We start from the raw sequence: 20,552 nt of genomic DNA on the forward strand, positions 1-20,552 counted from the left end.
GCCGCCCGCCACGCCAGCGGCGAAACCCTCTCCTTCATCGCCCCAGCCGACCGCCTCCACCCCTTCGACGCAACCACCGGAAAGCGCATCCCGGCACGCCCGTGACACCCCCTCACCCCCCAACACAACCAAAACGCCCCAAGGGGCTCAGGGGAGGCGAAATGAACGCCTCCCCTTTTCATTTGCCGGCTCACGATGCGCCGATACGACATGCATCTGTCCTCACACGACATTTTGGGGGCGCCCGCTTACCCCGACCGCAATCCTGACGTAGTCCTGACCTGTGATGTGACAGTTTGATGACATCCCATCCATCGACGGACCCGGAGGATTGCCATGCACCCGCTCCTGCTGATCCTGCATCTTGCCGCTGCGGTGATGCTGCTGCTCTGGGCGGTGCGCATGGTGCGCACGGGCATGGAGCGGGCCTATGGCGCAGCGTTGCGGGACGGGCTGCGCAAGGCGCAGGGCGGTGTCGCCGGCATGGCGCTGGCCGGGGCCGTCCTTGCCGTCCTGCTCCAAAGTTCCACCGCGGTCGGCTTGCTGGCGGCCGGCTTTGCCGGCTCCGGCCTGCTGGGCGGCGCGGCCGGGCTGGCTGCCCTGATCGGGGCCGATGTCGGCTCCGCCCTCGTGGTCCGGATCCTGTCGCTGGACCTGTCCGGACTGATCCCGGTGCTGATCCTGGCGGGCTGCGTGCTGTTCCTGAAGTTCGAGGGACGTCAGCCGCGCCAGATCGGCCGCATCATCCTCGGCATCGGCTTCGTGCTGCTGTCGCTGAAGATGATCGGCGAGGCGACCCAGCCGCTCAGGTCCAGCACCGTGCTGCCGCTGGTCATCGGCTACCTGCAGAATGACGCCCTGACCTCCTTCGCCCTCGTGGCGCTTCTGACCTTCGGGCTGCATTCCTCCGTCGCCATGGTGCTGCTGCTGGCCACGCTGGCAGGCGCCGGCGTCCTGCCCGTCGCCGCCGCCCTGCCGATGGTCCTCGGCGCCAATCTCGGGGCCGGGGTGATCGCGCTCTGGCTGACGCGCGACATGAGCCCGCAGGCCCGGCGGATCCCGCTCGGCAACCTGATCGTGCGCGCCGCGGCAGCGCTGGCCGGGCTCCTGCTGCTGCAGGCCGTGCCCGCCGATCCGGCCTGGTTCGGCGCGAGCCCGGCCGCCCAGCTGGTAAATGCGCATCTTGCCTTCAACCTGGTGCTCGCCGGCCTGGCGCTGCCGCTGGTCACGCCGGTCACGCGCCTGGCGGAACGGCTGCTCAAGGAGAAGGAGACGCCGGACCTGATGGTGAGCCAGCGGCCGCAGAGCGCGCTGGACCGGTCCACCCTGGCCCTCCCCGGCCTCGCGCTTGCCTCGGCCAAGCGCGAGCTGTTGCTGATGGGCGAAACGGTGGAACAGATGTTCCGGCCGGTCATGGACCTGATGGCCGGGACAGACCCGGAGCGGATCACCGCCGTGCGGGCACTCGACGCCGAGGTCAACCGGCGCCACCGCGACATCAAGCTGTTCATCGCGGAGATGACCCGCGGCCAGCTGTCGGAGGAGGACGCGCGGCGCGGCCTGCAGCTGACCGACTTTGCCATCAACATGGAACATGTCGGCGACATCATCGCCAAGACGCTGCTGCCCCTGGCCGACGAGAAGATCCGCCTGCGGCTCACCTTCTCCGACGAGGGGTGGGCCGAGATGCTGCGCCTGCACGCCCGCGTGCTGGCCAACCTGCAGATGGCGATGAACGTGCTGGTCTCGGGCGACACCCAGTCGGCACAACAGCTGATGCGCGAGAAGGAGGCCATGCGGCAGCTGGAACGCGACAGCCACGAACGGCATCTGAAGCGCCTGCAGACCGGCAACGCCGACAGCATCGCAACCTCGAACATGCATCTGGAAGTCGTCCGGGCCTTCAAGGAAATCAATTCCCTGCTGGTCACCGTCGCCCATCCGATCCTGGAGGAACAGGGGCTGATCCTGAAGAGCCGTCTGGCCGAGCCGGGCGAGGCGCTGCGGCGCGCCTGACCTGGCTGCCAGGCTTTCCTGCCAGACTTTCCGGCCAGACCCGCCAACCGCACCTGCGGACCAGATCTGCAGGCCAGACCGGCCAGCCAGACCTTAATGCCAGACCTTCAAGCCGGATCTGCAAGCCTTGCCGGCGCGCAGGCCCGTCGGGGTCCCGATGTGCGCCGCGCGGCCCTACGTCGGTCGGGGGCACGCCCCGCGCGCGTCAGGGCAGGCGGATGACGAACAGCTTGCGGGTCGTCTCGACCACTTCCCAGATGCCGGTGAAGCCGGGCTCCAGGATGAAGCTGTCGCCCGCCCGCAGCTCGCGCACGGCGCCCGTGGCATCCGTCAGGCGCGACACCCCGGACAGGATCGAGCAGAATTCCCATTCGTCATAGACGACACGCCAGGCGCCCGGCGTGGATTGCCAGACGCCGGAGAACTGACGCCCGTCCTCGCGGGTCTCGACCAGCCATGTGGTGAATTCCGGCTGGCCGGAGAGAAGCCTGGCTGGAGCCGGGGCATCGCGTTCAGGCTCGATGGCGTCGAGGTCGAAGGGAAGGAAATGCTGCATGAGGGCTCCCGGCAGGACTGGCACCCGGGACCCGTCCGCAGGCCGGAGGGCGCGGCACGGATCGCGGGGATGGCGCGCAGTCTAGCGCGACGCACGGGCCGGGATAAACCGCCGCCGGCAGAATTTTCGACGGCAACCGGCGGGACGGGCGCGTCGCGTCGCGCATGCCGGACAGGACGCAGGACCGGGCGATTGATGGCCCGAAAACCAGAAAGGCAGGTTCGTTGCCGAACCTGCCTTTGAAGTGGTGGAGCCAATCGGAATCGAACCGACGACCTCTTGAATGCCATTCAAGCGCTCTCCCAACTGAGCTATGGCCCCGTATCTCGTCGGCCGGCTTGGGTGACCGGCGTCTTGTGGAGCTGGCTTATAGAGGGGGTATCCGGATTGATCAAGAGCATATTCGAAGTTTTTTCTTCACAGCCCTGTGGACAATTCCGGAACCCCGCAGCCAGCCCCGTCTAACCCGTTAACGGTCTGTATCGTCGTCGATTTCCAGAACGATACCGGGAACGGACTCGTCTTCCTCGTCCTCGTCGTCGATGAACACGTCATCTTCCGGCTCGTCGCCGATGTCGGCTTCCTCGTCTTCCTCGAGATCCGGCACCACATCGCCCTCGACCTCGGCATCCGCTTCCTCCAGCGTGACCAGCTCGGGCGCGACCAGATCTTCCTCCTCATCCTCGTCATCCTCCTGCTCGATGACGCGGGAGGCCTTGGCGGCACGGGCGCTCGACACGACGTCGAACAGGGTGCCGCACTTCGGGCAGGTGATCGGGTTGCGGTTCAGATCGTAATATTTGGCGCCGCAGCCAGGGCACAGACGCTTTGTACCAAGTTCAGGTTTTGCCACCGTGCTTACCCTTCGTTCGAGCTGGTGAGGGACAAACTGCCCTCGTCGGAGAGGCGCGGCCCATATCGCTGACGCGCCTGTCTGTCAAAGGCTAAATGATCGGTCTCGTTGTCTGAAGCATTCTCGGGCGGCGTACAAGCAAAAATTCGACACCCGACACTGCTGTTTGATGACGGCCCGAGAGGCCCGTGATAGGAGTGACAACCTTTTTTTGACGCAGCAGCTTCCGGAAGTGTCCATGTCTCATCATTCGTCGCCCCGTCCCCTGCGGTCCCGCGCCGGCTCCGCGCTCTCCGGGCGTATCCGCGTTCCCGGCGACAAGTCCGTGTCCCACCGTTCGCTGATGTTTGGCGCCCTTGCCGCCGGCCGGACCACGGTCTCGGGCCTGCTCGAGGGTGAGGACGTGCTGAACACCGCCGGGGCCATGCGCGCCGTCGGCGCCCGCATCGAGAAGACGCCCGACGGCACCTACCTGATCGACGGGGTCGGGCTCGGCAACCTGCTCGAGCCGGATCATGTCATCGACTTCGGCAATGCCGGCACGGGCGTGCGCCTGACCATGGGCATCTTCGGCACGCATCCGATTGCCGCGACCTTCGTCGGCGACGCCTCGCTGTCGCGCCGGCCGATGGGTCGCGTGCTCGACCCGCTGCGTCTGATGGGTACCCAGGTCGTGGCGCGCGTCGGCGATCGCCTGCCGCTGTCGATCCGCGGGGCCGACGTGCCGGTTCCCATCACCTACCGCGTGCCGATGCCCTCGGCCCAGGTGAAGTCGGCGGTGCTGCTGGCCGGCCTCAACACCCCGGGCGAGACCACGGTCATCGAGCCGATCGCCACCCGCGACCACACCGAGAAGATGATGGCCGGCTTCGGGGCCGACATTTCCGTGACCATCGACGAGGCAGGCGCGCGCATCATCCGCCTGAAGGGCCAGCCGGAGCTGAAGGCGCAGACCATCGACGTGCCGGGCGACCCGTCCTCGGCCGCCTTCCCGATCGTCGCCGCGCTGATCACGCCGGGCTCCGACATCACGGTCGAGAACGTGCTGCTCAACGAGCACCGCACCGGCCTCATCACGACGCTGATCGAGATGGGCGGCGACATTGTGATCGAGAACGAGCGCATGGCCGGCGGCGAGCGCGTGGGCGACATCCGCGTCCGCGCAAGCCGGCTGAAGGGCGTGACCGTACCGGCAAGTCGCGCTCCGTCGATGATCGACGAATATCCGGTGCTGGCCATTGCGGCTGCCTTTGCCGAGGGCGACACCTACATGCCTGGTCTGGACGAGCTGCGGGTGAAGGAGTCCGACCGTCTGGCGGCCGTGGCGCGCGGGCTGGAGGCCAACGGCGTGCCCTGCCATGAAGGCGAGGCCGAGCTGACCGTGACCGGCGGGGCGTCCGGGATCGGTGGCGGCACGGTGGCGACCCACCTCGACCACCGCATCGCCATGAGCTTCCTGGTCCTGGGCCTCGCCAGCGACAAGGCCGTGACCGTCGATGACGGCGCGGTGATCGCCACCAGCTTCCCGACCTTTACCACGCTCTTTGCAGACCTCGGTGCCGACATTGCCGAGCTGGAGGACGCACGCGCATGATCATCGCGATCGACGGACCGGCCGCATCCGGCAAGGGAACGCTTGCCCGTCGTCTTGCAGCGCATTTCGGCCTGCGCCACCTGGACACCGGCCTGACGTATCGGGCCGTGGCGGCGGCGCTGCTGGCGCAGGGGCTGCCGCTTGGCGATGAAGCCATCGCGGTCGAGATCGCCCGACGTCTCGACCTGAGCCACATGGACCGGGCGCTGCTGTCGGCGCATGAAACCGGCGAGGCGGCCTCGCGCATCGCCGTGCTGCCGGCCCTGCGCGAGGAGCTGGTCCGCCTGCAGCGGGCCTTTGCCAAGGCCCCTCCGGGCGCCGTGCTCGACGGGCGCGACATCGGCACGGTCGTCTGCCCCGACGCGGGCGTGAAGCTCTATGTCACGGCTGCGCCCGAGGCGCGGGCGAAACGGCGCACGGCAGAGATGCTGTCGCAGGGCAAGGAGGCAGACTTTGCCTCCGTGCTCGAGGACCTGAAGCGTCGCGACGAGCGCGACCAGAGCCGCACCGTCGCTCCGCTGAGGCAGGCCGCAGACGCGCACTTGCTTGACACGACCGAAATGGATATAGAGACGGCGTTTCGTGCGGCTGTGGATATCGTGACAGCCGCCCGGGCTTCCTGAGCGTCATCTGCATCAAGCCTGGTCTTGATGACCTGCCAGACCGGCCGACATCCGGGTGGCAGGTTTGCCGGTTTCATCGCCGGCCTGCGGGTTTGCCAGGGGTCCGCCGGACACGGGCAGGCCTCCTGCCGGCGCCCGGAAGGGAAACCCGCCTGCCCCGCGGCAGACGGACAGAGAGATTTCAAGGCGAGCCAGCAAGCACGTCTTTTGAAGGAAGAAACGGGTTTTCCGTCTTCCGCCCGCCGGCCCATTCCGGATGCATCCGCAGACGGCATGGCTGGAGCCTGAAACAGGCTCCCGGGAGGTTGGAAAGCCTGACGAGCAACACCAGCCCGCCGGCGCCCGCCAGAAATGGCACCAGGAGATTTTATGAGCGAACTGAACCCCTCCACCGCGGATTTTGCCGCCCTTCTGAACGAGTCCTTTGCCTCGAACGACCTGTATGAAGGGTCTGTCGTCAAGGGCACGATCGTCGCCATCGAGAAGGACCTGGCCGTCATCGACGTCGGCCTGAAGGTGGAAGGCCGCGTGCCGCTGAAGGAATTCGGCGTCAAGGGCCGTGATGGCGAACTCAAGGTTGGCGATGAGGTCGAGGTTTACCTGGAGCGCGTCGAGAACGCCCTCGGTGAAGCCGTCCTGTCGCGCGAGAAGGCTCGCCGCGAAGAGAGCTGGGTCCGCCTCGAAGTCTCCTTCGAGAAGGGCGAAAAGGTTACCGGCCAGATCTTCAACCAGGTCAAGGGCGGCTTCACCGTGGACCTCGACGGCGCCGTGGCCTTCCTGCCGCGTTCGCAGGTCGACATCCGCCCGGTGCGCGACGTCACCCCGCTGATGCACACCCCGCAGCCGTTCCAGATCCTCAAGATGGACAAGCGCCGCGGCAACATCGTGGTGTCGCGCCGCGTCGTTCTGGAAGAAACCCGCGCCGAACAGCGTTCGGAACTGGTCCAGAGCCTCGAGGAAGGCCAGACCGTGGAAGGCGTGGTCAAGAACATCACCGACTACGGTGCGTTCGTCGACCTCGGCGGCATCGATGGCCTGCTGCACGTCACCGACATCGCGTGGCGCCGCATCAACCATCCGTCGGAAGTGCTGTCCATCGGCCAGACCGTCCGCGTCCAGATCATCCGCGTCAACCAGGACACGCACCGCATCAGCCTCGGCATGAAGCAGCTTGAGACTGATCCGTGGGATGGCATCGAAGCCAAGTACCCGATCAGCGCCAAGTTCTCGGGCCGCGTGACCAACATCACCGACTACGGTGCGTTCGTCGAGCTGGAGCCGGGCATCGAAGGCCTGATCCACGTGTCCGAAATGTCCTGGACCAAGAAGAACGTCCATCCGGGCAAGATCGTCTCGACCTCGCAGGAAGTCGACGTCATGGTCCTGGAAGTCGATCCGGTCAAGCGCCGCATCTCGCTCGGTCTCAAGCAGACCCTGCAGAACCCGTGGGATGCGTTTGCCGAGCGGTTCCCGGTCGGCACGGAAGTCGAAGGCGAAGTCAAGAACAAGACCGAATTCGGTCTGTTCATCGGCCTCGAAGGCGACGTGGACGGCATGGTGCACCTGTCCGACCTCGACTGGAACCGTCCGGGCGAGCAGGTCATCGAGGAGTACAAGAAGGGCGACGTCGTCAAGGCCGTGGTTCTTGACGTCGACGTGGAGAAGGAGCGCATCTCGCTCGGCATCAAGCAGCTCGGCGGTGATCCGTTCGAGTCCGTGGCCGCCGGCGACGTCCGCAAGAACGCCATCGTCACCTGCGAGGTTCTCGAGGTGAAGGACGGCGGTCTGGAAGTGAAGATCGCCGACAGCGACCTCACCACCTTCATCCGTCGCGCCGACCTGTCCCGCGACCGTGCCGAGCAGCGTCCGGAGCGTTTCAACGTCGGTGAGAAGTTCGACGCCCGCGTCACGCAGTTCGACAAGAAGACCCGTCGCGTTTCCGTGTCCATCAAGGCCCTGGAAATCGCGGAAGAGAAGGAAGCCGTCGCTCAGTACGGTTCGTCCGACTCGGGTGCTTCGCTGGGCGACATCCTCGGCGCAGCCCTCAAGGCCCGCGACGAGGACTGATCCTCATCCGGCCGACAGGCTCAGAACACGGAAAGGCCCGGGCCAGCGCCCGGGCCTTTCTGCATTCCGGGGCAAGGGATGTCTGGCCCGTGGAGACAATCCGTTGCCGATTGTGATGCGCGCCGGCTCGCCAAGGGCCGAGGGCGCGGTGTAGTGTCCGGCCCAGCCCCACCGCACCGGACCCGCCATGATCCGCTTCGACCTCAATCCCCGCCTCGAAGGCGACAGCCTGCCTGTTGCCGACCTGCCGCTGTGTGCCGTGCGCCTGATGAAGGATGCGAATTACCCCTGGCTCCTGCTCATTCCGCGCCAAAGCGACCTGGTCGAGATCACCGACCTTGCGCCGGAGGACCGGCTGCAGCTCATGACCGAAATCGCCACCTGCGCCGAGACCCTCAAGGGCATCACCGGCTGCGACAAGATCAACATCGGCGCCCTCGGCAACGTGGTGTCCCAGTTGCACGTGCATGTGATCGCCCGGTTCCGGAGCGATGCGGCCTGGCCCGGTCCCGTCTGGGGCGCCGCGCCCGCAACCCCCTATGAACCCGCCGCACAGGAGCGCCTCGTTGACGCGTTGCGCGCCCGGCTGATCGCCTGACGGCTGCCGAGGGAGAGAGACATGCAGCAGGACGCCTACGCCCTGGCCACCGCGCCGGGCGGCATGAGTTTCATCGTCAACCCGCTCGACCGCTGCGCCGAACGCCGTGGCGACCCGGAGTGGCTCCGCAGCCTGATGGCGCAGCCGGATGCCGCCTTCGTGGTTGCGACCGCTGGAAAGCTGGTGCTGCGCGCCGGCAGCGGCATCCGTCACAGCCGCGCCGATGCGGATCGTCTGGGGCTTGATCCGGCGGAGACGGCCTTTCTCGGGCTGGAGCCGACGGGACGCCCCCTGTTTGCCTGCACCGCCGGCCTCAGCGAGGAAGACCTGGAGATCCGGGACGGGCTGGAAGTCATCGACCTGCGGAGCCTGGCCATGCGCGGCGACCTGCCGGAGGCAGACATCGGAGCCCTCGCCCAGACCCGGGCCCTGATGCACTGGCATCTGAGCCACCGGTTCTGCTCGCGGTGCGGTCACAGGACCACACTGGCCGAGGCCGGCTATCGTCGCGACTGTCCGTCGTGTCAGGCGCAGCATTTTCCGCGCACCGACCCGGTGGTCATCATGCTCATCACCCATGGCGACAAGGTTCTGCTCGGCAGGCCGCCGCGGCTGATTGAAGGCGTCTTCACGACCCTCGCCGGGTTCATGGAGCCGGGCGAGACCGTCGAGGCAGCGGTGCGACGCGAGACCTACGAGGAATCGCGGGTGCGCGTCGGCGACGTGTCGGTCGTTCTGAACCAGCCGTGGCCCTTCCCGGCCAACCTGATGCTGGGCTGCCGCGGCACCGCGCTCACGACCGAGATCGACATCGGCCAGGACGAGCTCGAGGCCTGCCGCTGGTGCGACCGGGCGGAGGTCGAGACCATGCTGGCGGGAACGCATCCGCTCGGCCACCGGATCCCGCCGGGCATCTCGATTGCCCATCACCTGATCCTTGGCTGGCTGCGGGAAACCGCAGCGTGACAGGCTCCAGCCGGTTCTGCGTCTATCTCACGCATCCCGAGGTCGCCATTGATCCGGCCGTGCCGGTGCCCGCGTGGGGGCTTTCGGAAACCGGACGGACACGTGCGGCGCGTGCCGCGCTTTTGCCCTGGGCCGGGGCCATCCGCCACGTGGTCTCCAGCGCCGAACGCAAGGCCATCGAGACGGCAGAGATCTTTGCCGCCGCGCACCGCTTGCCGGTGACGATCGTCGAGGCGACGCACGAAAACGACCGTTCCGCCACCGGGTTCCTGCCACCGGCGGAGTTCGAGGAGGTGGCCAGCGCCTTCTTTGCCGCACCCGGGCAGAGCGTCCGGGGATGGGAGCGGGCCATCGACGCGCAGGCGCGGATCGTCTCTGCGGTGCGACAGGTCGTTGCAAGCGCTCCGGCGGGCGCCCCGGTGCTGTTCTGCGGCCATGGCGGCGTCGGCACCCTGCTCAAGTGCCACCTGCTCGGCGTCGGGATCACCCGGCGGCATGACCAGTCGTGCGGTGGCAACTGGTACATGTTCGACCCGCTCGATCTCGAGCGGCGACAGGCGGACACGCTGGACTGGACGGCCCTGTAGCGCCGTCCACGGCTTGCAGCGCGGGGGCTCTGGCCGAATCAGCCCGTCCGGGCGACGATGCTGCCCACCTCAATTCAACGGATCCGCCATGCGCCGCCCGGTTCACCTTGTCGCTGCCCTCTGCGCCCTCGTCTCGTCGCTGGCCCTGGTCGGTGCGCCCGCTCCGGCCCGGGCGGACTACGACACAGAGTTCGCCACCTTTCTGGCGCAGACGGTCATTCCTGCGGCGCGGGCCGCCGGCGTGCCCCAGTCGGTGCTTGACCGGGAACTGCGGTCGCTGACGCCGGACACCGGCCTGCCGGGTCTGGGTCGCCCCGACCGTCCGGAGGCCCCGCCCAAGGTCGATTTTCAGGCCGAGTTCCGCGCGCCGGGCGGCTACTTCAAGGAAAGCCAGTTCCGCGCCCTGGCCGGACCCGGCCGGACCCTGGCGCAGAAGCACGCGGCGACGCTGAAGGCCATCGAGGCCAGGTATGGCGTGCCCGGCCGCATCGTTCTGGCCATCTGGGCGCGCGAGACGGGCTACGGCGCGGCCCGGATCCCGCATGACGGCCTGCGCGTGGTGGCCACGCGGGCGTTCATGGGCGACCGGCGCGCGTTCTTTCTGGGCGAGACCGTTGCGGCCCTGCAGATCCTTGCCGACGGCCACATCAGCCGCGCCGAGCTGAGAAGCTCCTGGGGCGGGGCCATGGGGCAGCCGCAGTTCCTGCCCTCGTCCTTCCTCACCTATGCGGTCGATTTCGATGGCGACGGCAAGCGGGACATCTGGCGTTCGGTGCCGGACACGCTCGCCTCGATTGCCAATTACCTGAAGGAAAAGGGCTGGGTCGCCGGCCGGGACTGGGGGTACGAGATCGCGTTGCCGGCCTCGGTCTCCTGCACCCGCGAGGGACCGGACCGCCGGCAGCGCATCGCCGACTTCGTCGCCGAGGGCGTGACGCGGGCGAGCGGCAGACCGTTCCCGGAGCGCGAGCTGGCGCGCGAGGCCAACCTGCTGCTGCCGGCCGGCCGCCTGGGTCCGGCCTTCCTCGCCACCGAGAACTTCTATGTGCTGAAGGCCTACAACGAGAGCGACGTCTATGCGCTGTTCGTCGGTCATCTGGCGGACCGGTATGGCTCGGATGCGGGCTTCGTCGGCCGCTGGCAGGACACCCCGCACCTGTCTCGCGGCGCGGTGCGCGACCTGCAGCTGAAGATGGAGAAGGCCGGCTACGACGTCGGCGGTGCCGATGGCCTGATCGGCTTCAAGACCCGCCGCTCCCTGGGCATGGTCCAGGAGCAGGCCGGGCGCACGGCGACCTGCTGGCTCGATTGAGCAGAGCGGCCTGACCGGTCCAGACCGGCGCGGCGGCCGGGACGCCTACTGGCTGACGACGCCGGTGTCGGCGGTCTCGAGATGGAAGGCTGCCGACAGCAGGGCGCGGGTGTAATCCGTCTGCGGTGCCTCGAAAACCCGGCGGGCCGGGCCGGCCTCGACGACTTTGCCCTGGCGCATGACGATGATGTCGTTGGCCAGCGCCCGCACGACCTTCAGGTCATGCGAGATGAAGAGGTAGGTCAGCCTGTGCCGCTGTTGCAGCTCGCGCAGGAGGTCGACCACCTGGGCCTGCACGCTCATGTCGAGGGCGGAGGTCGGTTCGTCCAGCATGACGAACTTCGGTTCGAGCACCAGCGCCCGGGCAATCGAGATGCGCTGGCGCTGTCCGCCCGAGAATTCATGCGGGTACCGGAACCGGGTGGCGGCATCCAGCCCGACTTCCGCCAGGGCAGTGGCCACCTTGCGGTCGCGCTCCTCCGGGGTGAGGCGCGGATGATGCACCTGCAGCCCCTCGCCGACGATGTCCGCCACGGACATGCGGGGGCTGAGCGCCCCGAAGGGATCCTGGAACACGATCTGCATGTCGCGCCGCAGCGGCCGCATCTCTTTCCACGAGTAGCGGGAAATGTCCTGGCCGCGGAACGCGATCTGGCCGGTCGAAGAGATCATGCGCAGGATCGCCAGCCCCAGTGTCGTCTTGCCGGAGCCGCTCTCGCCGACGATGCCGAGCGTCTGGCCCTCGCGGAGGGTCAGATCGATGCCGTCGACCGCCTTGATGTGGGAGACGGTCCGGCGCATGAGACCGCGCTTGACCGGAAACCAGACCTTGAGATCACGGGTCTCGACAACAGCAGGGCGGGACAGGTCCTCGACCGGCGGCTGACCCTTCGGCTCTGCCGCCAGCAGATGCTGCGTGTAGGCATGACGCGGCCGGCTGAAGACCTCGGCGACAGGCCCGGCCTCGACGATCTCGCCCCTGGTCATGACGCAGACCCGGTCGGCGATCTTGCGGACGATGCCGAGGTCATGGGTGATGAACAGCATCGCCATGCCGCGCGCCTGCTGCAGGTCCTTCAGCAGCTTGAGGATCTGGGCCTGAACCGTCACGTCCAGTGCCGTCGTCGGCTCGTCGGCGATGAGGAGGTCGGGCTCGTTGGCGAGTGCCATGGCGATCATCACCCGCTGGCGCTGACCACCGGAGAGCTGGTGCGGATAGGACCCCAGCCGGGTTTCGGGATCGCGGATGCCGACCTGGGTCAGAAGCTCGATCACCCGGGCACGGGCCGCCGTCTCGCCCAGGCCGCGGTGCACGCGCAGGATCTCCGAGATCTGCCGCTCGACCGAATGCAGCGGATTGAGCGAGGTCATCGGCTCCTGAAAGATCATCGAGATGTCGTTGCCGCGCAGCTTGCGCATGGCATCCTCGGAAGCGCCGACCAGCTCCTGGCCCTTGAAACGGATCGTGCCACCGGGGTGTGATGCGGTCGGATAGGGCAGCAGCTTGAGCACGGAGAGGGCCGTGACGGACTTGCCCGATCCGCTTTCTCCCACGACGGCCAGCGTCTCGCCGGGATGGATGTCGAAGCTGATGCGATTGACGGCCAACGACTGCTGTCCGCCCTGGGTGAAGGCGACGGAAAGATCCCGGACGGACAGGAGCGAGGATGCAGGGGCGTCAGTCATGTCGGTCATGGGTGTCCTCACGCAAAGGTCTTGCGCGGATCGAAGGCGTCACGGACAGCCTCGCCGATGAAGATCAGAAGGCTCAGCATGGTCGAAACGACGATGAAGCCGGTGATGGCGATCCAGGGGGCCTGCAGGTTGTTCTTGCCCTGGGCCAGCAGCTCGCCCAGCGAGGCCGATCCCGGCGGCAGTCCGAAGCCGAGGAAGTCGAGCGCCGTGAGCGTGGAGATCGAGCCGTTCAGGATGAAAGGCATGAAGGTCAGCGTTGCCACCATGGCATTCGGCAGCAGGTGCCGCCACATGATCACCGGGTTGGACACGCCGAGCGCGCGGGCCGCAGCGATGTACTCGAAATTGCGCCCCCGCAGGAACTCGGCCCGCACGACGCCGACCAGCGCCACCCAGGAAAAGGCAAGCAGGATCCAGAACAGGGTCCAGAATCCGGGCACCAGCACCGACGAGATGATGAGGATCAGGTAGAGCTGGGGAATGCCGGTCCAGATCTCGATGAAGCGCTGGAACAGGAGATCGACCCAGCCGCCGTAATAGCCCTGCACGGCACCGGCGGCGATGCCGATCACCGACGAGGCAACCGTCAGCGCGAGGCCGAACAGCACCGAGATGCGGAAGCCGTAGATGAGCCGTGCGAGGATGTCCCGGCCCTGGTCGTCGGTGCCGAGCCAGTTCCAGTTGCCCATGACGCAATTGGGATCTTCCGCGCCCAGCGGATAGCGGGCGCAGCGCTCCTCCTTGGTCATCTGCCAGGAGGGCGGGGCCGGCGCCGGCACCGGAATGTCCTTGTTCACCGTGCGATAGGAGTAGCGCACCGGCGGCCACAGCATCCAGCCGTCGGCCTCGATCTGCTCCTGGATGAAGGGATCGCGGTAGTCCGTGACCGCAAGGAAGCCGCCGAATTTCTCCTCCGGATAGTCGACCAGCACCGGTACCAGCAGCTCGCCCTTGTAGGAGACGAGGATTGGCCGGTCATTGGTGATCAATTCGGCAACCAGCGACAGGCCGAACAGAACCAGGAAGATCCAGAAGGACCAGTAGCCGCGGCGGTTGGCCTTGAAATTGGCCAGGCGGCGCAGGTTCAGCGGCGACAGGCGGCGCTTCGCCGGCAACTCGGGCTGCGCGGTCTGCGGCGTGGCGAGCGGTGCCGTCATCTCAGACCTCCCGACTTTCAAAATCGATGCGGGGATCGATCCAGGTGTACATGAGGTCGGAGAGCAGGTTCACGAGCAGGCCGAGCAGGGAGAAGATGTACAGCGTTGCAAACACGACCGCGTAGTCGCGGTTGATGACGGACTCGAAGCCGAGCAGCCCCAGACCGTCGAGCGAGAAGATGGTTTCGATCAGCAGCGCGCCCGCGAAGAAGGCCGAGATGAAGGCGCCCGGAAACCCGGCGATCACGATCAGCATGGCATTGCGGAACACATGCCCGTAGAGGACCTGGCGGTCGGTCAGGCCCTTGGCGCGGGCCGTGATGACATACTGCTTGCGGATTTCCTCCAGGAACGAGTTCTTGGTCAGCAGTGTCGTGGTGGCGAAGGCGGAGAGGGCCATGGCCACCAGCGGCAGGGTCATGTGCCAGATGTAGTCGACGATGCGCTCCGGCCACGAGAGCTGGGCCCAGTTGTCGGAGGCAAGGCCGCGCAGCGGGAACCAGTCGAGGAACGAGCCGCCGGCGAAGAACACGATCAGCATCACGGCGAACAGGAAGCTCGGGATGGCATAGGCGACGATGATGATGCCGGATGTCCAGACATCGAAGGGCGTGCCTTCCCGCACCGCCTTGCGGATGCCGAGGGGGATCGAGATGGCATAGGAAATCAGCATCATCCAGAGCCCCAGCGACACCGAGACCGGCAGCTTCTCGATGATGAGATCAAGGATCGAGATGTCGCGGAAGTAGCTCTCGCCGAAGTCGAAGCGGGCATAGTTCCAGAGCATGGTCAGGAACCGCTCGAGCGGCGGCTTGTCGAACCCGAACTGGACCTCGAGCTGGCGGATGAATTCGGGATCCAGCCCCTGTGCGCCACGGTACTTGGAGGTGTTCACGTCGCCGGGGGTTGCCTGCGCCTCGCCCGTCCCGCCGAAGTCGGAGCCGCCGCCGCTGATCCGCGAGGTGGCCGACACATCGTTGCCCTGAAGCTGGGCGATGACCCGCTCGACCGGGCCGCCCGGCGCAAACTGGATGATGATGAAATTGATCGCCATGATCCCGACGAGGGTCGGGATCATGAGCAGAAGGCGGCGGAGGATGTAGGCGCCCATGTCTTCGGTGTGATCCTTGTCGCGCAGGCCTCAGCCTGCCATGCCGATCCTGGCTGCCCTGTCCGTGTCGAACCACCAGGTGGTCTCGACCGGGAAGTCGTAGAACGGCGGTTTCTCCGGATAGCCGAAGACGTCCCAGATGGCCACCGAGTGATATGGCTTGTTCCACTGGGGGATCCAGTAGTGCCCCGCACGCAGGACACGGTCAAGCGCGCGGGCGGCGATCACCATGTCCTGGCGCGTGCTGGCCGCCAGCGCCTTGTCGATCAGCGCATCCACGACAGGATCCTTGATCCCCGACAGGTTGCGGCTGCCGGGGCGGTCGGCCGACTGGCTGCTCCAGAAGTCGCGCGTCTCGTCGCTCAGCGTGGCCGAGAGGGAGAAGCGCCGTCCGGTCACCTCGAAGTCGAAGTCATTCTCGCGCGACTGGTATTGCGCCGGATCGACGATCCGCGATGTCGCCTCGATGCCGAGGCGCTTGAAGTTGGTGATGAGGGGCTGCACCACCCGGTCGAAGGCGATCGAGTCGTCAAGGAACTCGATGGTGAAGGGCTTGCCGTCGAGCCCGTAGAGCACCCCTTCGCGGCGTTCGAGACCGGCGTCGGCGAGCAGCTGGGCCGCCTGGCGCAGCAGGCTCCGGTCGTTGCCCGATCCGTCGGAGACCGGCGCAAGCGCCGGCTCGCCGAAAACCTCGGCCGGCAACCGGTTCCGGAAGGGTTCGAGCAACGCCAGCTCGGCGGCGTCCGGAAGCCCGGTGGCCATCATGTCCGAGTTCTGGAAGAAGGACTGGGTCCGCCGGTACATGCCGTAGAACAGGTTCTGGTTCGACCACTCGAAGTCGAAGGCAAAGCCGAGCGCGCGCCGCACCCGCGGGTCGGCGAATTTCGGCAGCCGGGCGTTGAAGAACCAGCCCTGCGCGCCGCTCGGCCGGTTGTCCGGGATCTCCTTCTTCAGCACCTTGCCCTCGGTGACCGCCGGAAAGGTGTATTCGGTGTTCCAGGTCTTGGAGGTGAATTCCTCGTGGAACGTGAGCAGGCCCTTCTTGAAGGCCTCGAACGTGACCTGGCGCTCGCGGAAGAATTCCAGGCGGATCACGTCAAAATTGTTCTGACCGCGCGACACCGGCAGATCCTGGGCCCACCAGTCGGTCACCCGGTGATACTCCACGAAGCGGCCGACCTCATGCGCGCCGACCTTGTAGGGACCGGAGGAGAGCGGCGGTGTCAGGGTGGACTGGGTGAAGTCGTAGGCGCTGTAGTAGCGGCGGGAAAAGATCGGCAGGCCGGCGACGATCAACGGCAGCTGGCGCGTCTGCTTGCCGGAGAACAGGACCTCGACACGCGCCTCGTCCAGCGCGCGGGCCTCGGTGAACTCCTGGATCGCCTGGCTGATCTGGGGATGGCCCGACGCCTTGAGCAGGTTGAGGCTGAAGGCCACATCGTCTGCCGTCAGCCTGGAGCCGTCATGGAAGCGCGCTTCCGGCCGCAGGTGGAAGATGTAGCTGTTGCCGTCCGCCGCAATCTCGACGCCCGCCGCAACCAGCCCGTAGATCGCATCCGGCTCGTCGAGCGCACGCACCATCAGGCTGTCGAAGCACATCTCCATTCGCGGCGGCGCATCGCCCTTGAGAATGAAGGTGTTGAACGTGTTGAAGGTCTGCGGGTTCTGGTTGTAGGCCCAGCTTGGCGCGGAGAAGGAGATCCGCCCGCCCTTGGGAGCGTCCCTGCGGACATACTCGAACGCCTCGAAGCCGGGCGCGTACTTCAGCTCGCCGAACACCGACAGCCCGTGCCGCAACGCAGGCTGCGCGCGTGCGGCGCCGGAGGTGCCGAAGGCGCCGAGCGGCAGGGTCGCTGCCGCCGCCGCTGCGGCCGACAGCCTGAGAAGCGTGCGCCGGGTCGGCTGGAGATGGTCGGTCATTTCGGAGCTCCCGTCTTGGCCGCCAGCGCGGCGTCGTACCACCAGATCGTCGGGAAGGCGAAGGTGAACTCGGGCATCTTCGCCGGGTGACCGAAGCGGTTCCAGCGCACGGTCCGGTCCTTGTCGGCATAGAACTGCGGCACGACGTAGTGGTTCCACAGCAGCACGCGGTCCAGCGCCTTCGTCGCCGCAACCAGCTCCGCGCGGTCCTTGGCGAAGACGATCCGGTCGATGAGCGTGTCGACGGCGGGGTTCTTGATCCCGGCGTAGTTGCGCGACTGCTCCCGGTCGGCTGCCTCGGAGCCCCAGAAATCCCGCTGCTCGTTGCCGGGCGACAGGGACTGCCCCCAGACCAGCGTCGCCATGTCGAAGTCGCGGCTGTTGATGCGGTTGATGTATTGCGGCTGGTCGACGAGGCGCAGCACCGGGCGGATGCCGATGCTCTCGAGGTTCTTGGCATAGGGCAGCAGGGTGCGTTCCGCGCTCTTGTCGAAATACAGGAACTCGATCGTGAACTGCTCGCCCGAGGTCGGGTCGATGATCTGGCCGTTCTCGCGCCTGAACCCGGCCTCCGTCAGCAGGCGGACCGCCTGGCGCAGGTTGTTGCGGACATTTTCCGGGTTGCCGCCGACCGGATTGCGGAACTCGGTCGTGAACACCTCTTCCGGGATCTGGCCGCGCAGGGTTTCAAGGATTTCCAGTTCCTTGCCCGTCGGCAGACCGGTGGCCCCGAGATCCGTGCCGGCGAAATAGGAGCCGATGCGCTTCAGCAGGTTGGCCGAGACGATCTCGTTGGTGGTCTCGAAGTCATAGGCATAGTTCAGGGCCTGGCGGACGCGCGCGTCCTGGAACTTGGGGCGGCGCAGGTTCGGCACGAAGGCCTGCATGCGCCCCGATCCCTTGTCGACGAACTCTTCCTTGACGACGCGGCCCTCGCGGATCGCCGGGAAATCATAGGCCTTGGCCCACTGGCTGGCGCTCAGCTCCTGGCGGAAGTCGTACTGGTCGCCCTTGAAGGCTTCCAGCTCGACAGCCTGGTCCATGAAGACCACATAGCGGATCTCGTCGAAATTGTTGGTTCCGACCCGAATGGGCAGGTCGGCGCCCCAGTAGTCGGGCACCCGCTCGTAGACGACATCGCGGCCGGCGACGAAGGACTTGATCCGGTAGGGACCGTTGCCCAGCGGCGGCTCCAGCGTGCCGCGCGCGATGTCGCGCTTTTCCCCCTGGGCGTTGGTGCCTTCCCACCAGTGCTGCGGCAGGATCAGCAGCTGGCTCATGATGTGCGGCAGCTCGCGATTGCCCTTCACGTCGAACTCGAAGCGCACGACCCCACCGGGGCGCTCCTCGGCCCGGACGACATTCTTGTAGTAGAATTTCTGCGGCGGGCTGACCTCGGTGATCTTCTGGAACGACCAGATGACATCCGACACGGTAATCGGCTTGCCGTCGTGCCAGCGGGCCTTGGGATTGAGCCGGTACTCGACCCACGAGTAATCATCGGGATAGCGCATGGCCTCCGCGATCACGCCGTAGGAGCCGCTGATATCGACCTCGTCGAGCGCCGTTTCCATCAGCGTGTCGTAGATGAGGCCGATGCCGGGCGCGGGGTTGCCCTTGGGCAGGACGGGATTGAACGTGTCGAAGCCACCCGTGTCGGCCAGGCGCACGGAGCCGCCCTTCGGCGCCTCCGGATTGACATATTCGAAATGCGTCACGTCCGGGCCGTATTTCGGCGTTCCGGACAGCGCCGTCGCATGCTGCCAGACCGGTTCGGGGCTCTGGGCGCGGACGGTGGTGACCGGTGCAAGCAGGAGAGTAGCGGCTAGGGCGAGAAAGACAGCCTTGGGTGCCTTCGGGCCTGCGGTCATCTGGTGTCTCCCGATTCGACGGCGAGACCGGAAACGACTCCGGTCGGTCAGACACAAGTGTAAGTGCCTGTCCGCCGCCGCGTCACCGGGGAAAACGTGAGATGACAGAAATTTAAGAACCGTTGGCCGCGCGGACCTCGGTGAAGAGCGTCTCGAAGCGCTGCTGCTTCTGGGCGTACATCCGGGTGTCGGCGAGGTCGAGCAGCTCGCGGATGCTGCGGGCGTCCTGGGGATAGGAGGCCCGTCCGACGCTGGCCTTCACCGACAGCGTCGCCGCGCCGATTGTCATCGGCTCGCAGACCGCCGCCGCGAGCCGCCGGCTGAACTGGGCCGCATCCGCCTCCTGCATCAGGCCGGGGGTCAGGACAACGAACTCGTCGCCACCGATTCGCGCCACGGTGTCGGCCCGCCGGGTCTCCGACCGCAGCCGGCGACCGATCTCGACCAGCATGAGATCCCCGATGGCGTGGCCATGCTGGTCGTTGATCGGCTTGAAGTCGTTGAGGTCGACGAAGAACACCTGGAAGCCCAGGCCGGAGCGGTCGCTGAAGCTCGCAAGCTGCTCCATGCGGTCCTCGAGCAGGCGGCGGTTGGGCAGGCCCGTGAGCGGGTCATGATGGGCGAGCTGGCGCGCCCGCAACATCTCGAAGACAACGAAGAAACTCATGGCAGCAAGCAACAGCGTCGCGCCGTAGCCGGCCGCGACTGCCAGCCAGAATTCCGTCGACGTGTGCACCCAGCCCTGGCGCGGGATCGCAGCCAGCTGCCACGACACCGCCCCCGGGAGCAGGACGTCGAGGCGCGCCGAATCACGCTCGAACAGGTCCGGCTGCCCCAGGATCGTGGATGTCGGCCGCTCGCCATCCCCCGGGACCTGCAGCGCAATCTCGTATTCCCCGACAAGGGTGCTCAGACCAGCCGATGCCAGCATCGCCTGTTCGTCGAACATCACGGAGGCAATGCCCCAGTAGGTGCGGGCCGGCTCTCCGGGACTGCCGAAGGCCGGAACATAGATCGGCAGCCGCGCGAGGATGCCGCGTCCACCCTGGACAAGATTGACCGGACCGGCGAGGACCACGGAGCGGCTTTCCATGGCCTGGTGGATGCCCCGCCACTGCTCGCGATTGCTGGCATAGTCGAGCCCGATGACGCGCTCGTTCCCCTCCAGCGGATGAACGAAGCGCACCACGTTGCCGGGCGCCAGGGCAATGGAACGGATGCTCCTGTCCTGCGCGATCATCTCGGCGCTGTAGCGGCGAAACTGCAATTCGCCGATGCGGGGATTGACGACCACATAGTTCATCAGGCCGGTGCCGAGGGACAGGGTCCGGCCGATGGTGCCGAGCAGACGGGCCCGTGCCTCCGACAGCACGGAGACGGCCGCAGCCTTGTGCCGGTCGACATTGGCGTCGCGGATGAGGTTGCCGACATAGGTCGTCAGGCTCGCGCCGACGAGCAGCACGACCAGCGCAACCGCCAGTGCATGCCAAAATCCCTTGCGTCGGTTCAGCAGGCTGACCAGTCGGATCAAGACGCCGTTTCCCCATGCCGGGCTCATCGCCCCCGTCTCGACGCTACGACAGGTTCGTAAAAAGAGGATTGTGGGACGCGGTACAAACAACGAAA

16 protein-coding genes and 1 tRNA gene are annotated in these 20,552 nt (G+C 66.7%); 8 read left to right on the plus strand and 9 right to left on the minus strand.

Annotated elements, in window-relative coordinates:
- Positions 1 to 336: 336 nt before the first annotated feature.
- Complete coding sequence (locus GWI72_RS17020; protein ID WP_161709453.1) at positions 337 to 2,016, plus strand: Na/Pi cotransporter family protein; 1,680 nt, start codon at positions 337 to 339, stop codon at positions 2,014 to 2,016.
- A 205-nt stretch (positions 2,017 to 2,221) separates the two neighbouring features.
- On the opposite strand, the gene GWI72_RS17025 is transcribed toward GWI72_RS17020, so the two are convergent.
- The 3 genes from GWI72_RS17025 to GWI72_RS17035 all read right to left on the minus strand — a co-directional run bounded on the left by GWI72_RS17025 (position 2,222) and on the right by GWI72_RS17035 (position 3,425).
- Positions 2,222 to 2,572, minus strand: coding sequence for a cupin domain-containing protein (locus GWI72_RS17025; RefSeq protein ID WP_161678183.1), 351 nt, complete (start codon positions 2,570 to 2,572; stop codon positions 2,222 to 2,224).
- 245 nt (positions 2,573 to 2,817) lie between these two features.
- Positions 2,818 to 2,893, minus strand: a tRNA-Ala gene (locus GWI72_RS17030).
- A gap of 148 nt (positions 2,894 to 3,041) precedes the next feature.
- On the minus strand, positions 3,042 to 3,425 hold the full coding sequence (locus GWI72_RS17035) for a TIGR02300 family protein (protein WP_161678185.1): 384 nt from the start codon (positions 3,423 to 3,425) through the stop codon (positions 3,042 to 3,044).
- A 238-nt stretch (positions 3,426 to 3,663) separates the two neighbouring features.
- Between GWI72_RS17035 and aroA the strand changes: the two genes are divergently transcribed.
- From aroA to GWI72_RS17070, 7 genes are all read left to right on the plus strand, one after another.
- Positions 3,664 to 5,019, plus strand: coding sequence for a 3-phosphoshikimate 1-carboxyvinyltransferase (aroA, locus tag GWI72_RS17040; protein ID WP_161678187.1), 1,356 nt, complete (start codon positions 3,664 to 3,666; stop codon positions 5,017 to 5,019).
- Positions 5,016 to 5,642, plus strand: coding sequence for a (d)CMP kinase (cmk, locus tag GWI72_RS17045; protein WP_161709454.1), 627 nt, complete (start codon positions 5,016 to 5,018; stop codon positions 5,640 to 5,642). The genes aroA and cmk overlap by 4 nt, the downstream gene beginning before the upstream one ends.
- A gap of 369 nt (positions 5,643 to 6,011) precedes the next feature.
- Entirely contained in the window at positions 6,012 to 7,709 is a 1,698-nt protein-coding gene (gene rpsA / locus GWI72_RS17050) for a 30S ribosomal protein S1 (protein WP_161709455.1), read from the plus strand.
- Positions 7,710 to 7,896: 187 nt separating this feature from the next.
- Entirely contained in the window at positions 7,897 to 8,307 is a 411-nt protein-coding gene (locus GWI72_RS17055; RefSeq protein ID WP_161709456.1) for an HIT domain-containing protein, read from the plus strand.
- A 21-nt stretch (positions 8,308 to 8,328) separates the two neighbouring features.
- The gene (gene nudC / locus GWI72_RS17060) at positions 8,329 to 9,273 is read left to right on the plus strand and encodes an NAD(+) diphosphatase (protein ID WP_161709457.1); all 945 of its coding nucleotides are present in this window, start codon (positions 8,329 to 8,331) and stop codon (positions 9,271 to 9,273) included.
- Positions 9,270 to 9,860 (plus strand): histidine phosphatase family protein, encoded by a 591-nt coding sequence (locus GWI72_RS17065; RefSeq protein WP_161709458.1) that lies wholly within the window; start codon positions 9,270 to 9,272, stop codon positions 9,858 to 9,860. The genes nudC and GWI72_RS17065 overlap by 4 nt, the downstream gene beginning before the upstream one ends.
- 88 nt (positions 9,861 to 9,948) lie before the next feature.
- Positions 9,949 to 11,172, plus strand: a complete 1,224-nt coding sequence (locus tag GWI72_RS17070; RefSeq protein WP_161677756.1) for a lytic murein transglycosylase — start codon at positions 9,949 to 9,951, stop codon at positions 11,170 to 11,172.
- Positions 11,173 to 11,217: 45 nt separating this feature from the next.
- On the opposite strand, the gene GWI72_RS17075 is transcribed toward GWI72_RS17070, so the two are convergent.
- From GWI72_RS17075 to GWI72_RS17100, 6 genes are all read right to left on the minus strand, one after another.
- Entirely contained in the window at positions 11,218 to 12,858 is a 1,641-nt protein-coding gene (locus GWI72_RS17075) for an ABC transporter ATP-binding protein (RefSeq protein ID WP_161677785.1), read from the minus strand.
- 17 nt (positions 12,859 to 12,875) lie between these two features.
- Complete coding sequence (locus GWI72_RS17080) at positions 12,876 to 14,024, minus strand: ABC transporter permease (RefSeq protein WP_161677755.1); 1,149 nt, start codon at positions 14,022 to 14,024, stop codon at positions 12,876 to 12,878.
- A gap of 1 nt (position 14,025) precedes the next feature.
- Positions 14,026 to 15,135, minus strand: coding sequence for a microcin C ABC transporter permease YejB (locus tag GWI72_RS17085; protein WP_161677754.1), 1,110 nt, complete (start codon positions 15,133 to 15,135; stop codon positions 14,026 to 14,028).
- A gap of 30 nt (positions 15,136 to 15,165) precedes the next feature.
- Positions 15,166 to 17,055 carry an extracellular solute-binding protein gene (locus GWI72_RS17090; protein WP_161677753.1) on the minus strand — a complete coding sequence of 630 codons (1,890 nt, stop codon included), beginning with the start codon at positions 17,053 to 17,055 and terminating at the stop codon, positions 15,166 to 15,168.
- The gene (locus GWI72_RS17095; RefSeq protein WP_161709459.1) at positions 17,052 to 18,926 is read right to left on the minus strand and encodes an extracellular solute-binding protein; all 1,875 of its coding nucleotides are present in this window, start codon (positions 18,924 to 18,926) and stop codon (positions 17,052 to 17,054) included. Before GWI72_RS17095 ends, GWI72_RS17090 begins: the two co-directional genes overlap by 4 nt.
- 112 nt (positions 18,927 to 19,038) lie before the next feature.
- Entirely contained in the window at positions 19,039 to 20,457 is a 1,419-nt protein-coding gene (locus GWI72_RS17100) for a diguanylate cyclase domain-containing protein (protein ID WP_161709460.1), read from the minus strand.
- Positions 20,458 to 20,552: the final 95 nt, after the last annotated feature.

The sequence above is a fragment of the Pannonibacter sp. XCT-53 genome (genome assembly GCF_009915765.1).
Classification (GTDB): Bacteria; Pseudomonadota; Alphaproteobacteria; order Rhizobiales; family Stappiaceae; genus Pannonibacter; species Pannonibacter tanglangensis.

Coding starts and splice junctions, on each gene's coding strand:
- GWI72_RS17095 (WP_161709459.1), bottom strand. CDS start 18,926: ATGACCGCAGGCCCGAAGGCACCCAAGGCTGTCTTTCTCGCCCTAGCC.
- GWI72_RS17075 (WP_161677785.1), bottom strand. CDS start 12,858: ATGACTGACGCCCCTGCATCCTCGCTCCTGTCCGTCCGGGATCTTTCC.
- GWI72_RS17070 (WP_161677756.1), top strand. CDS start 9,949: ATGCGCCGCCCGGTTCACCTTGTCGCTGCCCTCTGCGCCCTCGTCTCG.
- aroA (WP_161678187.1), top strand. CDS start 3,664: ATGTCTCATCATTCGTCGCCCCGTCCCCTGCGGTCCCGCGCCGGCTCC.
- GWI72_RS17090 (WP_161677753.1), bottom strand. CDS start 17,055: ATGACCGACCATCTCCAGCCGACCCGGCGCACGCTTCTCAGGCTGTCG.
- rpsA (WP_161709455.1), top strand. CDS start 6,012: ATGAGCGAACTGAACCCCTCCACCGCGGATTTTGCCGCCCTTCTGAAC.
- GWI72_RS17080 (WP_161677755.1), bottom strand. CDS start 14,024: ATGACGGCACCGCTCGCCACGCCGCAGACCGCGCAGCCCGAGTTGCCG.
- GWI72_RS17025 (WP_161678183.1), bottom strand. CDS start 2,572: ATGCAGCATTTCCTTCCCTTCGACCTCGACGCCATCGAGCCTGAACGC.
- cmk (WP_161709454.1), top strand. CDS start 5,016: ATGATCATCGCGATCGACGGACCGGCCGCATCCGGCAAGGGAACGCTT.
- GWI72_RS17020 (WP_161709453.1), top strand. CDS start 337: ATGCACCCGCTCCTGCTGATCCTGCATCTTGCCGCTGCGGTGATGCTG.
- GWI72_RS17085 (WP_161677754.1), bottom strand. CDS start 15,135: ATGGGCGCCTACATCCTCCGCCGCCTTCTGCTCATGATCCCGACCCTC.
- nudC (WP_161709457.1), top strand. CDS start 8,329: ATGCAGCAGGACGCCTACGCCCTGGCCACCGCGCCGGGCGGCATGAGT.
- GWI72_RS17055 (WP_161709456.1), top strand. CDS start 7,897: ATGATCCGCTTCGACCTCAATCCCCGCCTCGAAGGCGACAGCCTGCCT.